Source organism: Parabacteroides timonensis (assembly GCF_900128505.1).
In the GTDB taxonomy this organism is placed as follows: Bacteria; Bacteroidota; Bacteroidia; order Bacteroidales; family Tannerellaceae; genus Parabacteroides; species Parabacteroides timonensis.
Genome location: NZ_LT669941.1, coordinates 1,894,542 through 1,913,653, shown reverse-complemented (window position 1 = coordinate 1,913,653; position 19,112 = coordinate 1,894,542). Strand labels below are relative to the sequence as shown.

Genomic DNA, 19,112 nt, shown 5'->3' with positions numbered 1-19,112 from the left:
GATTCATTTATTGGGGTTCATTTGTTTTCTTAATTGCTCTTTTATCCGGTTCAAACGTGTACTGACGTTCGTCCTGGACAGACCGAGGATTTGAGAGATCTCTTCGTATGATTTATCATCCAGATACAATAGGATAATAGCCTTGTTCTGTTCCGATAAACTTTCGATGCACTGATAGAGTTGGCCGATTTCAGAGGAGTTGTCGGTCGGGACTTCGAGGATATCACTGCCGTCCGCTACCTTCAACTCATCGAAAAACAATACTTTGTTATTGTCCTGCTTTCTTTTGACATTCAACGCCACGTTGAGCGAGACGCGATAGATCCAGGTCGATATTTTGGAGTCGCCTTTAAACTTCGGGTACGACTTCCACAATTCGAGGATGATGTCATTGATCAGGTCTTTCCTGTCGTGCGTGGTATAAGCATACACCCGGGCGATCTTGATCAGTATGCTTATGTTCGATTCCAGCGCAGAAAGGAAGTCTGCTTCACCTTTTATCATATTCATTTCTCTTTTAGTTTGTATTGGATTAGTACCCCGGCGCGTGAAAAAGTCACACATCTTCTGCAAAAGTAAACCTTTTTTGCTTCCCTGTTGTTTTCTTACCGAAAGTGCAAAATATGTCGTTAATCCCGACTGATCGGCATAACATCTTTCTCTTATAATTAAATAATACTGACAAAATGACTTGTTTTCGATCTGGTATTTATTTTGTAGAGTTATCAGTGAAAGTTTAAAATAAAGAAGATAACAAGAAAGTAATATAAGGTATGAATTTAAACAATTTTACAATTAAATCACAAGAGGCTGTTCAGCAGGCGGTGCAGTTGGTTCAGAAGAATAACCAACAGGTGATCGAACCTGTTCATTTGCTTAAGGCTGTCATTATGACGGGCGAAAGCATCACGAACTTCCTCTTCCAGAAACTGGGTGTGAATATCCAGAATCTGAACATGGTGCTGGATCGTCAGATAGAATCCTATCCGAAAGTATCCGGTGGCGAACCTTACCTGTCGAGCGAATCGAATGCCGTTTTACAGAAAGCAATCGATTATTCCGGTAAGATGGGTGACCAGTATGTTTCTCTGGAACATATCATTCTTGCTTTGTTTACCGTAAAAAGTACGGCTTCGCAGATATTGAAAGATGCCGGTGTTACGGAAAAAGAACTGGAGAAAGCGATCGAGGAATTGCGTAAGGGAAATAAAGTAACGAGCCAGTCGGCAGAAGATACATACGACTCTCTGAATAAATACGCCATCAACCTGAACGAACGTGCCCGTAGCGGCAAGCTCGACCCGGTGATCGGCCGTGATGACGAGATCCGTCGTGTACTTCAGATCCTGAGCCGTCGTACAAAGAACAACCCGATCCTGATCGGTGAACCGGGTGTCGGTAAAACAGCTATCGCCGAAGGCTTGGCACACCGTATTGTTCGTGGCGACGTTCCGGAGAATCTGAAATCAAAACAGATTTACTCTTTGGATATGGGGGCATTGATTGCCGGTGCCAAATATAAAGGAGAATTTGAGGAACGGTTGAAATCCGTAGTCAACGAGGTGACCAAGTCGGAAGGCGAGATCATCCTTTTCATCGATGAGATCCATACATTGGTAGGAGCCGGTAAGAGCGACGGGGCTATGGATGCCGCCAATATCCTGAAACCGGCGTTGGCACGTGGTGAATTGCGTTCTATCGGTGCGACGACACTGGATGAATATCAGAAATATTTTGAAAAAGATAAGGCGTTGGAACGTCGTTTCCAGGTTGTGATGGTCGAAGAACCGGATGAACTGGATACTATTTCGATCCTGCGTGGTCTGAAAGAGAAGTACGAAAACCATCATAAGGTACGTATCAAAGACGATGCCATTATCGCTGCCGTCCAGCTTTCGACACGGTATATTACCGACCGTTTCCTGCCGGATAAGGCGATCGACCTGATGGATGAGGCTGCTGCCCGTCTGCGTTTGCAGGTGGATTCGGTGCCCGAATCATTGGATGAAGTTTCCCGCCGTATCAAACAGCTGGAGATCGAACGCGAAGCCATCAAACGTGAAAACGATAAGACGAAACTGGAACAGTTGAACAAGGAAATCGCCAACCTCAAGGAAGAAGAAAAGAAACAGAAAGCCCAGTGGGAAAGCGAAAAGGAACAGATCAACAAGATCCAGCAAAATAAGATCGACATCGAGAACCTGAAGTTTGAAGCCGATAAGGCAGAACGTGAAGGCGATTACGGTAAGGTTGCCGAGATCCGTTACGGCAAACTGCAGGCGAAAGAAGAAGAGATCAAGGAAATACAGGCTAAGCTGCACACCATGCAGGGTGCTGCCGCCATGATCAAAGAGGAAGTCGACAGCGAAGACATTGCCGATGTGGTATCCCGTTGGACTGGTATTCCCGTCAACAAGATGATGCAGAGCGAACGCGACAAACTACTCCGCCTGGAAGACGAATTGCACACCCGTGTGATCGGTCAGGAAGAGGCTATTACAGCTATTGCGGATGCCGTGCGTCGTAGCCGTGCCGGATTGCAAGATCCGAAACGTCCGATCGGTTCGTTCATTTTCCTCGGTACGACCGGTGTGGGTAAGACAGAGCTTGCCAAAGCGTTGGCTGAATATCTGTTTGACGATGAGAACAGCATGACCCGTATTGATATGAGTGAGTATCAAGAGAAATTCAGTGCGACTCGTCTGATCGGTGCACCTCCGGGATATGTCGGTTACGATGAAGGTGGACAGTTGACGGAAGCAATTCGCCGTAAACCTTATTCTGTCGTCCTGTTCGACGAGATCGAAAAGGCACATCCGGACGTATTCAATATCCTGTTGCAGGTATTGGACGATGGTCGTCTGACGGACAACAAGGGACGCGTCGTGAACTTCAAGAACTCGATCATCATCATGACCAGCAATATGGGTTCATCCCTGATTCGTGAAAGCTTCGAGAAGATCACTCCCGATAACCGTGAGCAAGTAATCGATGAAACCCGTATACAGGTACTGGAATTACTGAAGAAATCCATTCGTCCGGAATTCCTGAACCGTATCGACGAGATCATCATGTTCACCCCGCTGAATGAGGAAGAGATCCGTAAGATCGTTACCTTGCAGTTGAACAGCGTGAAGAAGATGCTGGCAAACAACGGTGTTGCCTTGAATTTTACAGATGCTGCCGTCGATTTTATCTCGGATGCAGGTTACGATTCCCAGTTCGGTGCCCGTCCGGTGAAACGTGCTATTCAGAAATATGTCCTTAACGAACTGTCGAAGGAGATACTGGGTATGAAGATCGATAAGAACCGTCCGATCATTATCGATCGGGAAGGGGATGGACTGGTATTTAAGAATTGATTCTAAATAGTCCGAATCTATCCTAGCAACATTAATAATATTTAAAGAGAAAGGCTTCTCCTATTATCGGGAGAGGCCTTTTATCTTTTTATTGTATATTACGCCTATTAAATAGAATACGTTATGAAACATACATCTTTTTCTTTTGTTGTTTTGCTGTTAATGATAAGCGGAGTATTCTCTGCCTTTGCACAGGAAAATACAATAACAATCCCTGAACCCGGAGAAAAGACTTTGCTTAATTCCGGCTGGATGGCACGGAGAGCCAGTGAGATAAAGACAGACGGAAACCTTTTAAGCTCTACACCTCTGGAAACAACAGGCTGGATACCAGCCCGTGTCCCAGGAACAGTACTGACCACTTTACTGGAAAACGGCCTGTACCCTGCACCGGAGTTCGGAATGAACAATAACCTGATCCCCGATATTTATGACGCTGGTAATGATTTTTATACTTTCTGGTTCGTTTGTCAGTTTGAAACGCCGACAGTACCGGACGGTCGGATTGTCTGGCTGAACTTCCGGGGAATAAACTATAAGGCAGAACTGTTCCTAAATGGCAAACGGCTTAATAATACCACCCATGAAGGAATGTTCCTGCGGAAATCGTTTAATATAACGGAACATCTTCAGAAGAAAGGAAGGAATGTGTTGGCTGTCCTCGTATATCCTCCGACATACCCCGGCGATCCGAATGGCGGACAAGGCGGTGACGGACAGATCGCCCGTAATAATACCATGCAATATACGCCCGGCTGGGACTGGGTTCAACCCATCAGGGATCGTAATACCGGTATTTGGGATGAGGTGTCGGTTACTACTACCGGTGCTGTTACCGTCCAGTCGCCATATATCGTAACGAAAGTACCGGGTGTCCGCTCTCCGGAAAAGAAAACGCAGGAGGATGCTTTGGTAAAGACCTCTGTTGAGGTGGAGAATGTTACCGATGCACCCCGTAAAGGTCTGTTAGTCTGCGAAACAAACGGTATCCGTTTAACGCAGCGTCTCACCTTGTCTCCATACGAAAAAAGGGAAGTTCATTTCGACCCGATGAAAATAAAAAATCCGCAGTTGTGGTGGCCCAACGGAGTAGGGGAACAACCTCTATACGATATGCATATTTACTTTGAAGCAGATAACCGGGTCAGCGACAGCCAGCAACTCAAATACGGAATCCGTGAGATCACAACAGATAAATGTCCGGACAACGGAGGCCGTCGCTTCTACGTGAACGGCCAGAAGATTTATGTAACCGGAGGTAATTATATCTCTTCCGACTGGTTACTGCGCCTTTCCCCTGAACGTTACCGCGATGAAGTCCGTTTCCATGCCGAAATGAATTTGCGTATGATCCGCGTATGGGGAGGTGCCCTGCTCGAACGTCCGGAGTTTTATAATGCCTGTGATGAATACGGAATACTGGTCTTCCAGGATTTATGGGGCAGTGGCGATTGTAACGGTGCCTGGGAAGACCCGATGAAAATGGACTCCCGCGAACGTCGTTGGGAATATCCCGACAATCATGATCTTTTTATCGCCTCGGTAAAAGACCAGGTCAAAATGATACGTAACCATCCGAGCCTTTGTCTTTGGTGTGGAGCTAACGAATGGCCGTTGGCTAAAAACATCGACAAGCAACTGAAAGAAAAAGTCTTCCCGGAGCTTGATCCCGAACGCCTGTTCGTCAGCTATTCGACCGACTCCCTCTTTACCCGCAACCTGCTGGGCGATAACGGCGACGGTCCTTACGGTATTCAGGAGCCGGAATGGTTCTTTACTTTCCGTTCGCATCCGTTTAATCCGGAGGCAGGCTCCGTCGGTTCGCCGGAGGTGGAAAGTATGCGGGAAATGATGACGGAGAAAGACCTGGCAGAATTTCCTAGAAAAGGTTTTACCCGTAATGCCACCTGGCGTTATCATCGGGATCTGGGATATCAGGATCATTTGGAACGTTATGGCGAGGTAAAGGATATCGAAACTTATTGTAAATATGCTCAGGTCGTGAATTACGATCAATACCGTAGCTTTATGGAGGGCTGGGGTTCGCATCTTTGGGACTGGTATACCGGCATACTGATCTGGAAAACCCAGAACCCGTGGACTTCCCTGCGCGGACAGATGTACGATTGGTTCCTCGATGTAAATGCTTCCCTGTACGGTACACGTAAAGGATGCGAACCCCTGCATCCGTTTTACAATCCTGTCACCCGGCAGGTAGAACTGTTGAATACATCCCTGTCTGATTACCCGGATCTGATCGTAAATGCCCGTATCTACGACACCAGCGGTAATATCCGTTGGGAAAAAGAAATAAAGTCGGAAGCCAAAGCCAATACGGTAGCGCCCTTGTTTGATGTTCCCGTTCCGGAAGAGATACAAGGAGTCTACTTCCTTCGCCTGTCTATGCAGCCGGCTGATCCTGCCCGGCCTTCCAACGTAGCCGTCGCATTACCGGACGCCCCGAATATCTATTGGCTGACCACGCTTCCGAAAGATTATTCCGACTTATCCCGTTTGCCCAAAGCAAAGCCGGAGGTGAAAGTTTCTCTGCAACGGGAAGGAACAACCTATTCCGGTATGGTATCGCTCCATTCGAAAACGAATATTTCTTTTTTCAACCGTATCAAGGTATTGGATAAGGAAACCGGCAATCGTATCCTTCCCGTACATTATTCGGATAACTATATCACGCTTATGCCGGGTGACCATTGTACTTTAACGATCAGTTTTACCTCTTCTTTACCCGCAGACCGGATACAGATAGTAGCTGATAGTTGGACGGCAGACCGGATCGTAGCTACGGCCGATTAATACCTGTCCGGCAGTTTCATTCTGCCGGACAGTGCAGATCCTCTTTTTTTGTTTACTTTTGTCGGAATTAATCTAAAAAGGAAAAGATATGAAAAGGTTTTTAATGATGATGTTTGCAGCGACGGCTCTTTTTGTCATGAGCAGTTGTGGGGAATCGAAAGATTCATATATAAAGGACTTTACAAAATTCGTAGAGAAGGTACAGGCGAATGAAGATAAGTATTCGGAAGATGACTGGAAAGAGTTGGAAAAGAAGTATGTCGAATTTGCAGAAACGAAATATGACAAGTACAGTTCCGAACTATCTACGGATGAGATGATCGGCATTACGAAGTTGAAAGCCATTTATCTGACGATCCAGACAAAGCACGGTATCATCGACAACATCCTGAAAGAAGGAGATAATGCGGTAAGATCTGTATTTAAATAATTTATTCGTTTTACAAATAAATAAAAGATACTTATCTTTGCATGAGTATGTAACCAATTAAACTGAAAAAGTTATGAGCGACAAAGACGATTTAATTTACGATGAAGACGAATCTGTAAAATTTATTCAGAACTATCTTCCCCAGGAATTGAAAGGCAAATTCAGTAATGACGATATTAACTATATTGTAGACCTGATCTACGATTTCTACGAATCACGCGGCTATCTGAACGATGATGCAGACGATAATACCGATATCGAGATCGACGAAGATGAATTGATCGAATATGTTATTAAGAACGCTAAAAAGGATGGCGTAGGCAAATTCGACCCTGAAGCAATCAGTTTTATTGTGCAGGGAGAACTTGAATACTGCGATTCTATCAACATGTTCGATTGATAAACTGTTATATTCATATAAGGTTTATAAAAGAGTAAAAAATCATGAAGAGTTTTAAGTTATTATCTGTACTGCTATGTATGGCAGTAGTATTTACGAGTTGTGGGACATGGACGAATACAGGTAAAGGTACAGCCATCGGCGTAGGTGGTGGTGCTGCTGCCGGAGCCGGGATCGGTGCATTGGCTGGTAATACAGCTTTAGGTGCTGTTATCGGAGCTGCCGTAGGTGGTACAGCCGGAGCCCTGATCGGCAAAAAGATGGATAAGCAGAAGAAAGAACTCGAAGCTACTTTACCGCCTGAAACCACTGTTGAAACGATCAACAATGGCGAAGCTCTGAAAGTAACTTTCGACTCCGGTATTCTATTTGCCACCAACTCGAGCACGTTGAGCGACGCTTCACGCAGCGCATTGCGTAAACTGGCTGTCAGCCTGAATGAGAACCCGGATACCGACATCAAGATCGTTGGTTATACCGACAATACCGGTAAAGTGGACTACAACCAGACACTGTCTGAGAAACGTGCTAAGAGTGTGTACGATTATATGATGGTTGACCAGGGTGTAAGCGGACGACGTATGGAATATGAAGGTAAAGGGGTTCACGACCCTGTTGCCAGCAACGATACGCCTGAAGGACGTGCACTGAACCGTCGCGTGGAGATCCTGATTCTTGCTAACGAAAAGATGATACAGGATGCACAACAGGGCACATTGAAATAAATATTTATTTCTTAAGAATAATCCAAAGGCCTGAAATAGCGTAAGTTATTTCAGGCCTTTTTGCGTTTTAACTATCGTTTACGAGCATTTTGAAGTCTTACAAGAAGTTAATTAACACAGCCAAAATAACATCAAAGAGAACCTTTTTTTAGTATTTGCTGTTTCATGGATAACTTATATATAAGCACAAATAATAGTATAAACTGTTTTAAACGTTAAAATGAGATGAAAAAGATTATTCCTTTTTTCTTGTTGATCCTTTTACTGGCATCCTGTCAGAAAGATCCGGATATGTCAAAGCTGGATAATGATTTCGTGGTGTACACAAATCACGATAGCAAAACGGATTTTAAATCGTTCACCACATTCTATGTGCCTGATAGCGTGTTGGTAATCGGTAGTAGTGAAAAACCTCAGTACTGGACAGCAACAGAAGCTGACGATATTATTTCTACAGTGATCGGCAATATGGAAAGTCGTGGTTATACACGCACAATGGATAAAGAAGACGCAGATCTGGGTCTGCAGGTTTCTTTTGTAGAAAATGTAAATTATTTTACAAACTGGTATAATGATTATAATAACAACTACTGGTGGTGGGGTTACCCAGGTTATTGGACACCGAATTACTGGAGACCAGGATGGGGTCCGTCATGGGGATACGACTGGCACGATTGGTATTATCCGTATCCAGTGGTTTACAGTTATAGCGTAGGTTCACTGCTTGCTGAAATGGTTGATCTGAAAGCTCCGACTCCAAAAGCTGATGCTAAACTGCCGGTTGTTTGGACTGCTTACATGGCTGGATTATTGTCCGGTTCTGATAAGGTCGACACTCAGTTGTCAATCCGTGCAGTCGATCAGGCATTTGTTCAATCACCATACCTCAGGAAATAATTAAACGCGAATCAGTAAAATTTGAGTCTTATGAAAAAGATAAATAAATCAATAAAATTAGTCGCTTTACTTATCGCCTGTTTAGCGATGCCCTCACTGGCTGGCGCCCAGGTTGTAAACAATATGTATTTCAATATCGACTGGGATATTAACACTCCGTTCGGCAATAGCTTTGCCGACAAGACAAGCGGTTGGGGTGCTCACGGTGAAGCCGGTTATTATGTAGTTCCTAATTTTGCAGTAGGTGCATTTATTTCTTATCACACGAATAATAAATACATCGACCGTCAGACACTCAATGTAGGCGAAACTTCTGCTATCACATCCGATCAGCAACATTCCTTATTCCAGTTGCCTTTTGGTGCAGCATTCCGTTATAGCTTTACACGTGAAGGTCAGTTCGAACCTTATGTATCAGCTAAATTGGGTACTGAATACAGCGAAATGTCGACTTATATGAATGTAATGAAAGTATACGACCGCCAGTGGGGTTTCTATGTAGCTCCTGAAATCGGTATGAATATTTTCTTTACTCCGGAAAAGAAATTCGGTTTGCACGTAGCCGCTTATTACAACTATGCAACAAACAAAAGCAAAGTCCTGACTTATTCCATGGACGGAATAAATAACTGGGGCGTACGCTTCGGTGTTGCATTCTAAAATAGAAGTTTGTTCTTTTAAGTGTTTTATGTAGTTTATTAGAAAATGGGGAGCTGCAGAGGCAGCTTCTCATTTTTTTGTATCCAGCTTTAATATTCACTCCTAAGGATGAGGTGGACTGGATAAGGTAATTTATTAATTGAAACTTTTATTGTAGCTATGGTTCTATCGGAAGATAGTTTAGCTATAATATTTGGAACTTCAGCCCGAACGATAAGCTCAAATAGTCTTTCGGTTTCAGGTATTTATTCCCGAATTTACTAAGGATATACAGGTCACAGGTGCTAAGTTCGTAAAACAAGGTGACAGATTTATGCCATCTTCCCGGGTTGTTGAATTTGAAAGTGACACGTTCACCCAGGAAAATATGGGTACGTATGCGGGTTGGAAAAAAGTAATATCCATCAGGGTATTTGCTAGGGCTGTGTACCCAATAGTCCCTGTCGAGTAGGGTACTGATGTATAGCCCTGTTGTTAAAGGTTCGAAGTCAATGCTTTTATGTAAAGGGACTCTCCAGGGGATATAATTCTGTTTCAATGTAAAAGTAGCCATGGCATGTCGTCTTTTGGCACTCTCTGCACTAAGATTACGTGTCGTTTTAGGTACAAAGCCAAACAACAAGTCTGTTTCCCAATGATGACGGTAGTAATCCCAGCCCAAGCCGAAAGAGAACATCCCGATAGAGCCTGCAAATTGTATTTTGCTATATCGTGGAATTAAATTATCCCATAGTGAGGTGTACTTTTTCACATGCTTTTCATATAAAGTAGGAGTAGGAATGCTATCTTGTGCATTTATATGAAATGAGAAAAAAGCGAATATGAGTAATAGTAAACAGTTAGAATTTAATGATTTCATATGAATAGCTATCCGGTGTTATAGTATAGAGAAGATAAGTTCGTTTTCCTATATTGTCGCAGCAATAGTAAATAATCCCGTCATTGAACAGATCGCGTGCCACAAAGTTGTGATCATGGGCATGCAGGCAGAAAAGGAGAGAAGGGAACTCCCTGATCTTTTCCTGAAAAATATCTGCGACATTATTGTTGAACTGATCACTTCCCGGTGGAACATGCATGATAAAGACCGTACGTGTATCCTTTTCATTTGTATCATTCAATTGATTTTTTATGAAGGCGAAATTGGGTACAGGAGTTGAATAGTCATATTCAAGAGCATTTGTATTCAGACAGATGAAGCGGATTCCTCCTCCTGTTCGAAAAGAAAAGTCTTCATTACCATATAAATCCTCGTAAACCAGGTCGCCTTTGCCGATAATATCGTGATTGCCGATTAAGGCAACATAAGGGATATTTAACCGCGACAGGATTTCATGTTGCAGGAGATATTCTTTTTTGATACCGAAGTCGGTAAGGTCTCCACCATGAATAACAAAGTCGACGGAATCCAATTGGTTGACGTGTTTTACGAAATCGTCTGTTTCATCATACCAACGCTGTGTATCGCCGGTAAAGACAAAACGGATAGTATCTTTGTCTGCGCAAGTTTTTTCGATCCTGGCAATATTGGTTGCATTGATGTCTTTGTCTTCTTTATCTGAAACTCTTCCGTCATACGGGTGATAATCTATCAAATCGCAAGAGGTGAGTAGGATGAATAGTAATAAAGCATATTTATTTCTCATAATAAAGCCCCATCTTTTTATATGCAAAGATAGGGCGACTTTTATTTTAAGGAAAGGTCTTTATTGAACCATTGGTGGTCAAAATATCTATATGTGGAAGATTTGTTCCAGTTCCGTAAAATCCGAGATCACGAGATCTGCTGTTTCGTCTCCCCGATATTCATCCCAGCCAATGCTTTTCAACCAAATTGTCTTACATCCGATGGAGGTGGCAGGGATAATATCTTTATCGTAGGAGTCACCGATTACGACGATCTCTCCTGCGGGGAGTGCTAATTCTTTTACGCCTAATCCGAAAATGGCGGGATCTGGTTTACGGATACCGACAACTGCCGATTCGATGATCGACTGAAAATAGATATCGAGGTGGAAGTCTTTCAATACAGATTCGATATTCCCGTAAAAGTTAGAAACCAGCACCAGCGGATATTTTTTAGACAAGGCGGCAAGTATGGGACGGGCTGAATCGATCGATCTTCGTGCATACGCATAGCACCAGTCTGCCAGACGTTGTTTTAGTCCAGGGGTGGCATATTCTTCCGGCAGGAAATCACCTGCTTTGAGCCATTCGATTTGCAGGTCGGTTTTCAGGCGCAACATGTCGAGAAAGGTGTGATGCGGTTGCACGATCGGATTTTTACCTAGTGTCCGTTCTCCATGCACGTAAGCTTTACGGAAGGTCTCTTTACTTATCGGTACTTCTTCCGTCTGGTAAGCTTTCCAGATCACTTCGGCCCAATGCATACCGTTACTGTCGATAGTACCGCCGTAATCGAACAGGATCCCTTTTATCTTATCTGATTCTAACATATTGTCTTATGATTTTGATTTAAGTTCTTTGGTAAATTCAGCACAGAAATGTTCGTGCGTGTATATCATATATATCAGCATCGTATTTAATACAGTCATTTCAAATACGAAATACAACCACGGCATATCAATAAAAATACTGATGAACAAGGCGATGACACGTGTGTTGAACGACAACATGTTCGTGTATTTCATCATCGGGAGGCTCTTTTCCCGGAATGCTTTGCGGAACCACTCCGGAGCTTCGTCATGATATTTGTTGCGGATGATATCCATCATCTTCTGAAACTTCGGTGTTAAAGCTTCCTGGCCGACAGTATAGTTGATATAGAATGTTTCGAATAGTTTGTAGATGAAATCCTTTTTCCAACTCATTGTCTTGTATTTCTCTTTCAGGGCAGGGGAGTGGGATAATTCGCTTCCGGCTTTTCCCTTCAGGAACAGGAGGTGGATGTTCCGGTAATAGTCGGCCATAGCGGCCTGTTTACTGTGGAAGAATCCGGTGATGGCTGCTAATATCCATATCCAGATACCCCATTCCGGTGTGAGGCGAAGGCAGATTGCTGCATAGATAGCTATGAACCAGCAGTCGCCGGCAGTACCGTCGAGTATGCGTCCCAGAGGTGTTTTCTTTCCGGTCATACGGGCCAACTGTCCGTCTGCACTGTCGTAGGAGTTTGCCCAGATAAGCAGTAGCATGCCGATTATGTTGACTGTCAAGTCCTGGAAGTAGAAACAGATACCTGCTGCAATCCCTATGAATATACTTGCCACGGTAATGGCATTGGGGGATACTCCCAGTTTATTGAAGAACAAAGCCCAGCGATAACCTATCGGACGGTAGAAATGAATGTCGATAAACTCTTCTGTGTCCAGTGATTTGAGAGTTGATTCTATATCGGGTTTCTTTTTCGTATCTTCCATTATTTGTTGATTAAATTATAGATGCGGCGGGCTATCTGGGGAGCGGCTTCGTCCCGGCAAGGGGCAAAGCTGGGCCAGTCGTTGAAGTCGATCAATCGGATTGAACCGTCTTCGGATACAATGCAGTCGCCACCGTAAACATGTATATTTAATACTTCTGCTGCATGGCTGCAATAGCTTTGCAGCTTTGAGTCGTCAAACGGAATGCCTTTGGCCATTCCGTTTATTTGTTCTAGTCCAAATTTACTGTGATGCTGGCTGGATGGATAGAACCAATAAAAGAAATCAGTACCGGTTACACCGTAAAACTTAACCAGGTCACCTACCAGATGTTCGTTGATAACTGCTGTTTTAATGCCGCGAATAGCGTATTCTTTCAGAATTGTTTTGGCCTCCTCCGGGTTTCTGACATACGTAACGTCTTCCCGGTGGATAGCGTGGAAGTCACCGCGTTTGATCCAGCAGTTGTAGAATCCGGCTTCTTCCATTGCGGCAGTCGGATCTTCATCGGTGGGAAGGATCAGGCTGGCCGGATGTGAGATATTGTTCGACATTAACAGGCGTGTCATTTTCTCGCGCGTACAGTTTTCAATACCATAACCGGAGTTGATAACGGTGTATCCCTGATCCTCCATTTGCTGAAGCTTATGGATGGATGTCCAGTTTCTTACCATGTTGAAGATTGCAGTCTCTTCAAAGTTCCGGATAATCAGGTCTGATTCTATGTATTCGTTTACTTCACACCCCAAATCGCGCAGATATTGAGCGGTCAGGGAAAAGATGGCGGCATCGTTTCCGATATGATTGGGGGAGAATTGATTTTCCCGGCGGATGCCTGCTATTGTTAGTTTACTCATTGTTTACTGTTTTAAAAACTCTTCGGCTTTTTGGATATCTTCGGCATGATCGACATCTACGATTTTACTGAATGGATATGCTTTAAGCTGCAATCCTTCAGTTATAAGCTGGCGTTGATAGTTGCGCATGCGTGACATTCCCTGTTCGATGGCTTTATTCAAAACCTTTAGCCCGGAACGTCTCAGGCAGTAGATACCGCCGGATATGTAAGTACATGCGGGCTCTCCCTGTTTGTCTAAAAAACCATGGATCATTAAATCCTTGTCTGTATCTACGTATAGGGGTTTTTCATCATCTATAAAATCGGTTACGGCCATCAGTCCGTCCAACCGGTTTTCTTTTAGGAATTCATTAATGTATCCACTGAACTCATCTTCCTTAAAAATCGTGTCGACAGTAGTCAGGCAGATATTGTCGCTGTCCAGGTGGTGATTCAGTTCATAGAAACTATGCATCGAACTGGGTGTCGACTTTACCAGCAGCCGGAAAGGAACCGGAAGTTCCAGCTTCTGCAGGTGTTCCTGTACCTCTGTCATTTCTTCGTTTACGATAATACTGATAGATGACGCGTCGTTTTTCAGGAAGACATTGATCAGACGGTCTATAAGAGTGATACCATTTAGTTGCACTAAAGGTTTGGGCCATTTAATACCTTCTTGCACCAATCGGGAACCCTCGCCTGCTGCAATGATTGCATAATCCATATGTTAGAATATGTTTGAATTAAAAAGAGTAATATATGAAAAGAATTTCTTCTTTCTGTGAGAAGACAGGCTTTTCACGGAAAGAAGAAATCTTTATCTCTGTATGTATTTTATCAATCCAGATAGCTGGGCTCTTTTTCGCCGATCATGTTACGCAGTGTCTGTTTAACCATTCTCCACTGTGTGAACAGGTCATGAACAGGCTGGTGTTCGAAGTCGTGCATCGGGCTCTTGCAGAAGAATGACAACCAGGTCTGGATACCGGACATACCGGCACGCAAAGCAAGGTCGCTGAACAATACAAGGTCGAGTGCGATAGGAGCGGCAAGGATAGAGTCGCGGCAAAGGAAGTTTACCTTGATTTCCATCGGATATCCCATCCATCCGAAGATGTCGATGTTGTCCCATGCTTCTTTGTTGTCTTTACGCGGCGGGTAGTAGTTGATACGTACTTTATGATATACATCGCCATAAAGATCCGGATATTTCTCTGGTTCGAAAATGTTATCGATTACCGACAGTTTGCTGACTTCTTTCGTCTTGAAGTTTGCAGGGTCGTCCAATACTTCGCCGTCGCGATTTCCTAAGATATTGGTAGAGAACCAACCGCTGACACCCAGCATACGTGTTTTGAACATCGGAGCCAGTACTGTCTTCATCAGTGTCTGTCCGCTCTTGAAATCTTTACCTGAGATAGGTACATTCATCTGTTTGGAGAATTCCCACATAGCAGGCGTGTCTACGCACAGGTTGGGAGCACCCATGATGAACGGAGCACCTTCTGCAATGGCAGCATAAGCATAACACATACTGGGAGAAATGGCCTCCGTATTGTTTTCCTTCATTGCTTTTTCCAATGCGGCAAGCGACATATGTTCTTCTGAAAGAGGAATATAGATTTCTGTACTTGCTGCCCATAATACAGCGATACGTTCACAGTTGTTAGCTGCTTTGAAATCGCGAATATCCTGGCGAATTTGCTCTACCATATCCCAACGAGTAGCAGCTTGTTTAATATGCGTTCCGTTTAAGCGTTTGGCCCAGTTGTGATCGAAGGCTGCCGGCATCGGCTTAATAGCCTCCAGTTCATCTTTCACCTTGTTCAGGTCTTTTTCCTTTAAAACTTCTGCATACATGGCGGCTTCATATGCATTGTCTGCGAATATATCCCATCCGCCGAATACAATATCGTTCAGATCCGCCAAGGGTACAATGTCCTTAATTGCCTTTTCTTCTCCATTTTCCAAACGCATCGTCGCCATTGCTGCGATTGACCCGATTGGTTTGGCTGCCCCTTTACGAGCGGCCAGTGTACCTGTAATCATGGTGGTTGCTACTGCTCCACCTACACCCACAACGAGAATACCAAGTTTTCCTTTGGCTTCTTTTACTTCGATTTTTTCCATGTCAATTTAAGTTCAAAAATAATCGTGCAAATTTAGGCCTTCTAATTTGAATTAAAAAGGATAAATATGCGATATAATTGGTCAAAAATACTATAATTTCCAACAACTTGTCCGGATAACGACTTAAAAGTATTATGCTTTAGAAGTCCGTTTTGCCCTGATACTTTGTAAAATGGAGGTTCTGTTGTATACCTCGTTATCCGTTTTATGTGTTACAAAATTATAAAATACATTTTACCTGACAAATAAATTCGTGATTATGATGATTTATTAAATAAAAATACTTTTCTTTGCCCCATGTGAACAACATAGTTTTCAGAAATAGTTCTTTTATCTCCGATGTAATATTCAAAAATGAATTTATTTTGTAGTAATCGACCTTTCCAAGCTTATTTGTTACAGTTTTTTTATTAATTATTTTATATCATTTTTGTATGAATATTTACATTGGTAACCTGAACTATCGGGTTAGAGAATCTGACTTACAGCAGGTTCTGGAAGAGTATGGAGTTGTAGAATCAGTAAAGTTAATCATTGATCGCGACACCAACAGATCTAAAGGTTTTGCATTCGCTGAGTTCACAAATGAAAGCGAAGCAAGAAATGCGATCAAAGAATTGGACGGTGCTGAATACGAAGGTCGTCAGATGGTTGTTAAAGAAGCAACTCCGAGACGTTGAGTTAGCTTTAGCAAATAAAATATTGAAAGGGATACGGTGGGTAAAACTTCCGTATCCCTTTTTATTTATGCCGATAATTTCTTACGTTTGCTGCAAATTTAAAAAACAAATGAAAATAATAGGTATTTGTCTCGTGCTTGCCGGTTTGCTGGCTATACAAACTGCTTCTGCACAGATTCCTGAACGTGTGTTTAAATCGGACCACAGGATTGATCCGGATAAAAAGGGGCAACTGTCCGTGGAGCTGGATAATATAAGCTTTTTCAAAGATAATGAATATACGGGTTCTATTATGAAAGGATATTCGCTTCCGGGACTTTGGGTGCAGCCGAAAGTGATCTTCTATCCGTTAAGTAACATCAAACTGGAGGTGGGCGCTCACATGCTGCGTTACTGGGGAGCAACTAAATATCCAAGCCTGGCTTATCAGGATATTGCAACCTGGAAAGGTAATCAGTTTCAGCATGGATTTCATGTGCTTCCTTTCTTTCGTGCACAGGTGGCCTTGTCGGATCATGTAAATATAGTATTAGGAGATATTTATGGGGGAGCGAATCATAATCTGATCGAACCGTTATATAATCCGGAACTGAACCTGACTGCTGATCCTGAGGCCGGCCTGCAATTGTTATACGATTCCCGGCGGTTCGATTTCGATGTATGGGTGAACTGGGAGAGTTTTATCTTTCATGGAGATACTCACCAGGAAGCGTTTACGGTCGGTTTGTCTGCGCGGTACAAGCTGAACAATCCGGAATCACGTTTTCATTTCTATGTACCTCTGCAAGGTCTTGCTCAGCACCGGGGAGGAGAGATAGATACGATCTACACTAATTCGGTTCAGACTTTGATGAACGGTGCGGTTGGTGCCGGTGCAGTATGGAATACAGGAAATCCTATATTTAAGAATGTCAATTTAGAATTTGACGTAACCGGTTATTACCAGCAAGCCGGTGAATTATGGCCTTATGATAGCGGGACTGGCTTTTATGTTCGCGCCTCGGCCGATATTTATGATTTTCGTGTGAAAACGTCCTATTGGAATAGTAATAAGTTTATATCGATGTTCGGCAGTCCTTTCTACGGAGCTGTTTCAACATCCACCGAAGGTGTTACGTTTGACGGACAGAATATGTTCTATCTGGGATTTGAATACTCCCGGAGTTTCGGAAAAGGTTTTTCTATGGGAGTAGATGTCGATATATACCAACATCTTCCTGTTAACATGTATGAACAAGGAGTAGACGGATTCAGTAAGTCCGGTAGTGCGACGAGTTTTTCTGCCGGAGTTTATTTACGGATAAATCCGTCATTCCTGATCAAAAGCTTTTAATTCAACTTCGCCTTTTCCTCTTTCTGATAGGATTCGAGCAGGTAGATCGTTTTTGCCAATGAGGGGAATATCGGGAGGATAACCGGTCTTTCCGGGTCCCATTCCGGATCTTCCGTGATCATGGCAGATAAACTTCCTGCATACATTAATACTGTTTGTGCATCGGTAACGGCCGTTATGATATAACGTTGTTCTGCGGGTAGCAAAACAAAATACCCTTCATTTAGTTCTATGGCCGAAGTTGATGTTTGGGGGTCGATAAGAAGTGTTCCGGAGGTAACAAAAAGTAAGACATTGCCAATCGACTCTGTGTCGTATGCTGTTTCACCTGCTTTAACTTCTTTACATTCAAACTGATTAAAAAAATTCTTCATAAAAAAATATTACTCATTCAGTATTGCTTCAGACTGCCTGTTGGGTAGATATTGGAGCATGCCTTCAGAGTATTCTATCTGATGTTTACCATTTTCATCGGAGTAGATTACATAATATTCAATATCAGGGATGTTTTTGGCTGCCTGACGTGCTTTTTCAAGACCCATTGCCATGAAGGCCGTTGCGTAGGCATCGGCAGTGATACAGTCATCTGCAACAATAGTTGCGCTTAAGATATTCTGCTCAGACGGGTATCCTGTACGCGGATCGATCGTATGTGCATATTTTTTTCCGTCTTTTACGTAATAATTCCGGTAATTGCCCGAAGTGGCTACTCCGCCTTTTTTACATAGCTGGACAACCTCTTCTATATCGTTTCTTATTCCGGTGGAATCGTCTTCCGGTTTGTTAATACCGATGCGCCAGCAGTTTCCATTCTGGTTGACACCTTTCATTGTAACCTCACCGCCAATCTCAACCATATAATTCTTAACTCCTTCTCGTTCAAGCAAGCGGGCTATTATGTCGCTCGCATATCCCTTTGCAATGGCTGAACAATTCAGTAAAATGCGGGGATCTTCCTTCACTACCTTTCGTCCGTTCAGTTTTACTTTCTGATAACCGACAAACTGTTTGATACTGTCGATCATCTGTGGGGTGACACTGTCCATTTTGCTGAAACCAAATCCCCACAGGTTTACCAACGGAGCACATGTGATGTCGAAAACACCATCGGAATGGTCTGAGACTTCCCGGGCTTTGTTGAATACTTCGATAAACCAGTCGTCGGTTTCAACAGGCTCGTTCTGATTTACCTTGGATATGATAGAGTTCGGGTTGAACGGGTTCAATGACAGATTAAACTTCTGGAATTCAGCATCAATCTTGTCAGTCAGCAGTTCGGATGCTTCATATTTGACATGGTAGATTGTATGAAATACGGAACCACTCTCTTCAAAATATTGTTTCTGGTTTGTGCAAGCAGTGAGAACAAGTATCCATAGGCTTACCATAAAACCGATCTTCTTATACATCTCTTTTAATTTTAGGTCGGCAAAGGTACTAAAATTTATTGTAATTCATCTACTATC

19 protein-coding genes are annotated in these 19,112 nt (G+C 43.3%); 9 read left to right on the top strand and 10 right to left on the bottom strand.

The annotated features are described in order from the left end of the window. Nucleotides 1-3 precede the first annotated feature (3 nt). A complete protein-coding gene (locus BQ7394_RS15345) occupies nucleotides 4-510 on the bottom strand; it encodes an RNA polymerase sigma factor (RefSeq protein WP_082211963.1) in 507 nt (168 codons plus the stop codon). Between the two features lie 263 nt (nucleotides 511-773). Here BQ7394_RS15345 and clpB point away from each other — a divergent pair, with 263 nt between their 5' ends. From clpB to BQ7394_RS15310, 7 genes are all read left to right on the top strand, one after another. Further along, a complete protein-coding gene (clpB, locus tag BQ7394_RS15340) occupies nucleotides 774-3,362 on the top strand; it encodes an ATP-dependent chaperone ClpB (protein WP_075558233.1) in 2,589 nt (862 codons plus the stop codon). Between the two features lie 162 nt (nucleotides 3,363-3,524). After that, nucleotides 3,525-6,173 carry a glycoside hydrolase family 2 protein gene (locus BQ7394_RS15335; RefSeq protein ID WP_075560055.1) on the top strand — a complete coding sequence of 883 codons (2,649 nt, stop codon included), beginning with the start codon at nucleotides 3,525-3,527 and terminating at the stop codon, nucleotides 6,171-6,173. An 88-nt stretch (nucleotides 6,174-6,261) separates the two neighbouring features. Continuing rightward, complete coding sequence (locus tag BQ7394_RS15330; protein WP_075558232.1) at nucleotides 6,262-6,603, top strand: DUF6565 domain-containing protein; 342 nt, start codon at nucleotides 6,262-6,264, stop codon at nucleotides 6,601-6,603. A 73-nt stretch (nucleotides 6,604-6,676) separates the two neighbouring features. Next, a complete protein-coding gene (locus BQ7394_RS15325) occupies nucleotides 6,677-7,003 on the top strand; it encodes a hypothetical protein (protein WP_075558231.1) in 327 nt (108 codons plus the stop codon). A gap of 44 nt (nucleotides 7,004-7,047) precedes the next feature. Further along, nucleotides 7,048-7,728, top strand: a complete 681-nt coding sequence (locus tag BQ7394_RS15320; protein ID WP_075558230.1) for a YiaD family glycine zipper/OmpA-like lipoprotein — start codon at nucleotides 7,048-7,050, stop codon at nucleotides 7,726-7,728. Between the two features lie 225 nt (nucleotides 7,729-7,953). Further along, nucleotides 7,954-8,625, top strand: a complete 672-nt coding sequence (locus BQ7394_RS15315) for a DUF4136 domain-containing protein (RefSeq protein WP_075558229.1) — start codon at nucleotides 7,954-7,956, stop codon at nucleotides 8,623-8,625. 30 nt (nucleotides 8,626-8,655) lie between these two features. After that, nucleotides 8,656-9,285: an outer membrane beta-barrel protein gene (locus BQ7394_RS15310; RefSeq protein WP_075558228.1), complete on the top strand. Its 630-nt coding sequence runs from the start codon at nucleotides 8,656-8,658 to the stop codon at nucleotides 9,283-9,285. A 184-nt stretch (nucleotides 9,286-9,469) separates the two neighbouring features. Here the strand turns inward: BQ7394_RS15310 and BQ7394_RS15305 are convergent, their stop codons facing one another. The 7 genes from BQ7394_RS15305 to BQ7394_RS15275 form a co-directional block, all read right to left on the bottom strand. Next, nucleotides 9,470-10,144: a hypothetical protein gene (locus BQ7394_RS15305; protein ID WP_075558227.1), complete on the bottom strand. Its 675-nt coding sequence runs from the start codon at nucleotides 10,142-10,144 to the stop codon at nucleotides 9,470-9,472. Further along, complete coding sequence (locus BQ7394_RS15300; RefSeq protein ID WP_075558226.1) at nucleotides 10,125-10,931, bottom strand: metallophosphoesterase family protein; 807 nt, start codon at nucleotides 10,929-10,931, stop codon at nucleotides 10,125-10,127. The genes BQ7394_RS15305 and BQ7394_RS15300 overlap by 20 nt, the downstream gene beginning before the upstream one ends. Before the next feature lie 87 nt (nucleotides 10,932-11,018). Further along, the gene (locus BQ7394_RS15295) at nucleotides 11,019-11,741 is read right to left on the bottom strand and encodes an HAD family hydrolase (protein ID WP_075558225.1); all 723 of its coding nucleotides are present in this window, start codon (nucleotides 11,739-11,741) and stop codon (nucleotides 11,019-11,021) included. 6 nt (nucleotides 11,742-11,747) lie between these two features. Next, nucleotides 11,748-12,665, bottom strand: coding sequence for a CDP-alcohol phosphatidyltransferase family protein (locus tag BQ7394_RS15290; RefSeq protein WP_075558224.1), 918 nt, complete (start codon nucleotides 12,663-12,665; stop codon nucleotides 11,748-11,750). Then, nucleotides 12,665-13,522, bottom strand: a complete 858-nt coding sequence (locus BQ7394_RS15285) for a hypothetical protein (RefSeq protein ID WP_075558223.1) — start codon at nucleotides 13,520-13,522, stop codon at nucleotides 12,665-12,667. Before BQ7394_RS15285 ends, BQ7394_RS15290 begins: the two co-directional genes overlap by 1 nt. Before the next feature lie 3 nt (nucleotides 13,523-13,525). After that, the gene (locus BQ7394_RS15280; RefSeq protein WP_075558222.1) at nucleotides 13,526-14,227 is read right to left on the bottom strand and encodes a nucleotidyltransferase family protein; all 702 of its coding nucleotides are present in this window, start codon (nucleotides 14,225-14,227) and stop codon (nucleotides 13,526-13,528) included. A gap of 113 nt (nucleotides 14,228-14,340) precedes the next feature. Next, entirely contained in the window at nucleotides 14,341-15,633 is a 1,293-nt protein-coding gene (locus tag BQ7394_RS15275; RefSeq protein WP_075558221.1) for an inositol-3-phosphate synthase, read from the bottom strand. A 434-nt stretch (nucleotides 15,634-16,067) separates the two neighbouring features. Here BQ7394_RS15275 and BQ7394_RS15270 point away from each other — a divergent pair, with 434 nt between their 5' ends. Both BQ7394_RS15270 and BQ7394_RS15265 read left to right on the top strand, forming a co-directional pair. After that, entirely contained in the window at nucleotides 16,068-16,313 is a 246-nt protein-coding gene (locus BQ7394_RS15270; RefSeq protein ID WP_028730423.1) for an RNA recognition motif domain-containing protein, read from the top strand. Between the two features lie 109 nt (nucleotides 16,314-16,422). Then, on the top strand, nucleotides 16,423-17,646 hold the full coding sequence (locus BQ7394_RS15265; RefSeq protein WP_075558220.1) for an LpxZ family protein: 1,224 nt from the start codon (nucleotides 16,423-16,425) through the stop codon (nucleotides 17,644-17,646). On the opposite strand, the gene BQ7394_RS15260 is transcribed toward BQ7394_RS15265, so the two are convergent. Further along, a complete protein-coding gene (locus tag BQ7394_RS15260; protein ID WP_075558219.1) occupies nucleotides 17,643-18,020 on the bottom strand; it encodes a hypothetical protein in 378 nt (125 codons plus the stop codon). The two genes, BQ7394_RS15265 and BQ7394_RS15260, sit on opposite strands and share 4 nt — an antisense overlap. A 9-nt stretch (nucleotides 18,021-18,029) precedes the next feature. Beyond that, nucleotides 18,030-19,055, bottom strand: a complete 1,026-nt coding sequence (locus BQ7394_RS15255; RefSeq protein WP_075558218.1) for an FAD:protein FMN transferase — start codon at nucleotides 19,053-19,055, stop codon at nucleotides 18,030-18,032. Nucleotides 19,056-19,112: the final 57 nt, after the last annotated feature.

What these genes read in the sequence shown, in the direction of transcription:
- BQ7394_RS15345 (WP_082211963.1), bottom strand. Translation starts at nt 510, where the DNA reads ATGAATATGATAAAAGGTGAAGCAGACTTCCTTTCTGCGCTGGAATCG.
- clpB (WP_075558233.1), top strand. Translation starts at nt 774, where the DNA reads ATGAATTTAAACAATTTTACAATTAAATCACAAGAGGCTGTTCAGCAG.
- BQ7394_RS15335 (WP_075560055.1), top strand. Translation starts at nt 3,525, where the DNA reads ATGATAAGCGGAGTATTCTCTGCCTTTGCACAGGAAAATACAATAACA.
- BQ7394_RS15330 (WP_075558232.1), top strand. Translation starts at nt 6,262, where the DNA reads ATGAAAAGGTTTTTAATGATGATGTTTGCAGCGACGGCTCTTTTTGTC.
- BQ7394_RS15325 (WP_075558231.1), top strand. Translation starts at nt 6,677, where the DNA reads ATGAGCGACAAAGACGATTTAATTTACGATGAAGACGAATCTGTAAAA.
- BQ7394_RS15320 (WP_075558230.1), top strand. Translation starts at nt 7,048, where the DNA reads ATGAAGAGTTTTAAGTTATTATCTGTACTGCTATGTATGGCAGTAGTA.
- BQ7394_RS15315 (WP_075558229.1), top strand. Translation starts at nt 7,954, where the DNA reads ATGAAAAAGATTATTCCTTTTTTCTTGTTGATCCTTTTACTGGCATCC.
- BQ7394_RS15310 (WP_075558228.1), top strand. Translation starts at nt 8,656, where the DNA reads ATGAAAAAGATAAATAAATCAATAAAATTAGTCGCTTTACTTATCGCC.
- BQ7394_RS15305 (WP_075558227.1), bottom strand. Translation starts at nt 10,144, where the DNA reads ATGAAATCATTAAATTCTAACTGTTTACTATTACTCATATTCGCTTTT.
- BQ7394_RS15300 (WP_075558226.1), bottom strand. Translation starts at nt 10,931, where the DNA reads ATGAGAAATAAATATGCTTTATTACTATTCATCCTACTCACCTCTTGC.
- BQ7394_RS15295 (WP_075558225.1), bottom strand. Translation starts at nt 11,741, where the DNA reads ATGTTAGAATCAGATAAGATAAAAGGGATCCTGTTCGATTACGGCGGT.
- BQ7394_RS15290 (WP_075558224.1), bottom strand. Translation starts at nt 12,665, where the DNA reads ATGGAAGATACGAAAAAGAAACCCGATATAGAATCAACTCTCAAATCA.
- BQ7394_RS15285 (WP_075558223.1), bottom strand. Translation starts at nt 13,522, where the DNA reads ATGAGTAAACTAACAATAGCAGGCATCCGCCGGGAAAATCAATTCTCC.
- BQ7394_RS15280 (WP_075558222.1), bottom strand. Translation starts at nt 14,227, where the DNA reads ATGGATTATGCAATCATTGCAGCAGGCGAGGGTTCCCGATTGGTGCAA.
- BQ7394_RS15275 (WP_075558221.1), bottom strand. Translation starts at nt 15,633, where the DNA reads ATGGAAAAAATCGAAGTAAAAGAAGCCAAAGGAAAACTTGGTATTCTC.
- BQ7394_RS15270 (WP_028730423.1), top strand. Translation starts at nt 16,068, where the DNA reads ATGAATATTTACATTGGTAACCTGAACTATCGGGTTAGAGAATCTGAC.
- BQ7394_RS15265 (WP_075558220.1), top strand. Translation starts at nt 16,423, where the DNA reads ATGAAAATAATAGGTATTTGTCTCGTGCTTGCCGGTTTGCTGGCTATA.
- BQ7394_RS15260 (WP_075558219.1), bottom strand. Translation starts at nt 18,020, where the DNA reads ATGAAGAATTTTTTTAATCAGTTTGAATGTAAAGAAGTTAAAGCAGGT.
- BQ7394_RS15255 (WP_075558218.1), bottom strand. Translation starts at nt 19,055, where the DNA reads ATGTATAAGAAGATCGGTTTTATGGTAAGCCTATGGATACTTGTTCTC.